The organism is Moorena sp. SIO4G3 (assembly GCF_010692305.1).
Taxonomy (GTDB): domain Bacteria; phylum Cyanobacteriota; class Cyanobacteriia; order Cyanobacteriales; family Coleofasciculaceae; genus Moorena; species Moorena producens_A.
Genome location: NZ_JAAHIG010000659.1, coordinates 1 through 2,304 on the forward strand (window position 1 = coordinate 1; position 2,304 = coordinate 2,304).

Annotated in this window: 3 protein-coding genes; 2 read left to right on the forward strand and 1 reads right to left on the reverse strand. The window is 42.2% G+C overall.

The features are described from left to right. Positions 1-539, forward strand: a 539-nt coding sequence (locus F6J99_RS44290; protein ID WP_293123620.1) for a DUF29 domain-containing protein, incomplete at its 5' end; no start/stop codon positions are given. A gap of 595 nt (positions 540-1,134) precedes the next feature. On the opposite strand, the gene F6J99_RS44295 is transcribed toward F6J99_RS44290, so the two are convergent. Further along, positions 1,135-1,347, reverse strand: coding sequence for a hypothetical protein (locus F6J99_RS44295; RefSeq protein ID WP_293123623.1), 213 nt, complete (start codon positions 1,345-1,347; stop codon positions 1,135-1,137). Positions 1,348-1,903: 556 nt separating this feature from the next. On the opposite strand from F6J99_RS44295, the gene F6J99_RS44300 reads away from it, so the two are divergent. Continuing rightward, complete coding sequence (locus tag F6J99_RS44300) at positions 1,904-2,185, forward strand: hypothetical protein (protein WP_293123626.1); 282 nt, start codon at positions 1,904-1,906, stop codon at positions 2,183-2,185. Positions 2,186-2,304 lie beyond the last annotated feature (119 nt).

The following is a 2,304-nucleotide window of genomic DNA, read 5'->3' on the forward strand; positions in this document are numbered from 1 at the left end:
CCCCCCTCTATCCCCCCCTTAAACTCGATCTGCGCATCGCTATTCCGTATTCTCTCTTCCCTGTTCTCTGTTCCCTGTTCCCTAAAGAAATAACATTAGTATCTAAAATCATGAAACCATACACATCCTATGACAATGACTACTATCAATGGATAAACGAAACCGTAGAAAATCTCCGAAATCGTAATTTTAGTGAAGTGGACTGGGAAAATTTAATTGAAGAAATTGAAAGCATGGGTAAAAGTGAAAAGCGAGCATTATTGAGTCTTTTAACCCGTCTTTTAGAACACCTGCTTAAACTGGCTTATTGGAAATCTGAACAAGAACGCAATAGGAATCATTGGGCAGCTGAAGTTGTTAACTTTCGCACCCAAATTAAAACTATTATTGAGGATAGCCCTAGCCTTCGTCATCAACTGGAAACTTTATACAAAAAAGCTTATCCTAGTGCAGTAAAATCTGTTTCTAAACTGTTTACACTTCCTCCAAAAGCGGAAATTGATATTACCCAAGCTTTGGATGACGATTGGTTTCCATAAGGGTTTGCGAGTTGTTTAAGTACATAGTTATTTTTTAGGGAACAGGGAACAGGGAATAGGGAATAGGGAACAGGGAATAGGGAACAGGGAACAGTCAATAGAGCAATTGGCATCCAAAATAAGTTAATTATTATTGCAAATTAATAATTGTAATTTATATTTATTTGCGACATTTTCATAATTAATTTATCGGCAAATCGCTATAGCATTTTATAACCTAATGAGGAACACATAATTTTTCCCCGATTCTCGATTCCCGATTCCCGATTCCCGATTTAATTACTGTTCCCTGTTCCCTATTCCCTGTTCCCTAAAACCAAGAATTTGTACCTTACCAAATTGCCAACCGCTATATCCTAAGTTGACATCTTAAATACAAAGGCTAGAATTTATTCAGAATAATTTATTCTGGGTAAAAATAATGAAAACCAAGAAACTCACTCCCCTTCAAGCTGCTCCTGTTTAGCGTGAAACTGTGACGAATGCTTCAACAGCAGATGCTAATGCGATCGCACCGGCTGGTGCAGGCGGCGGCAGGGGGATCCCGAGGGGTCTTCCTTTTGCGGGCGGCGATGCTGAGTAGTTGTGTGACGGGCTAGCCCTGATTTTCTGAGAATTGGAGCGGGCAAGATGCCCGTTCCACATTCGATGCCTGTTCCATGTTCGATTCCCATTCCATGGCAGGAAACGGGCAAGATGCCCGTTCCACATTCGATGCCCATTCTACATTCGATGCCTGTTTCATGGCATTTGGGAACAGGCAAGATGCCTGTTCCACATTCGATTCCCATTCTACCCACTGGGTCAAACAGCTTTAATCAGATGCATCCTGAAGTAGAGAGCGATCGCATCTGAAGCATGCTTTACTATTGAAGGCTAGCCACTGTTGACGATTTTATCCAAATATCTTGCAGTATCTCCAAAAATATGTTATACTTTGATTATTTTTATAGTGTCATTGAAAACATTCTGTAACTTGAATTGAAGCCGAAAACCAAAGCAAACCATGATAGTGGTTGCGTTTTCTATTAAACACAGATTTATGCGCCAAGAGCGGAACAAAACCGATCTTGGCCTTGGGAGATACCCCCTGGCTGCGAGAGCAGCTTGCAGAGCGTGGGCTTTAATCTGCAAAGTAGATTTTGGTAGCTAAAAAGTATCGGATAAAATAAGTTCCTGTTTGGTGGGCAGTGGCTGATAATGAGCTTCACGGCTGCTAGCCAATTTCAGGCAACAGCCACTGCCCACCCTACGATTATCCCGATTCCCGATTCCCGATTCTAAATTCTAACTTCTAACTTCTAACTTCTAACTTCTAACTTCTAAGGTTTTGCAATTAGTTCCTGTCTGGTGGGCAGTGGCTGATGATAGCTTCACGGCTGCTGGCCAATTTCAGGCAACAGCCACTGCCCACCCTACTATTCTTTATAGATAGACTTATAGCAGTCGAAGTAAAGCTTAAGACATCTTCTGCTCCCTGCTCCCTGCTCCCTGCTCCCTTTCAACCAAAAGACTATGTCCTAAACTATACTTCCCTTGCTATAAAAAAGTTCCTGTCTGGTGGGCAGTCGCTGATAATGAGCTTCACGGCTGCTGGCCAATTTCAGGCAACAGCCACTGCCCACCCTACTATTCTTTATAGATAGACTTAAAAAAGTTCTTGTCTGGTGGGCAGTCGCTGATGATAGCTTCACGGCTGCTTACCAATTCCGTTGCTAGCCACTGCCCACCCTAGGATTCTTGATAGATAGACTTAAAAAAGTTC

Bases quoted from the DNA above. Each gene is read 5' to 3' on its own strand.
- F6J99_RS44300 (WP_293123626.1), top strand. From the start codon at position 1,904: ATGATAGCTTCACGGCTGCTGGCCAATTTCAGGCAACAGCCACTGCCC.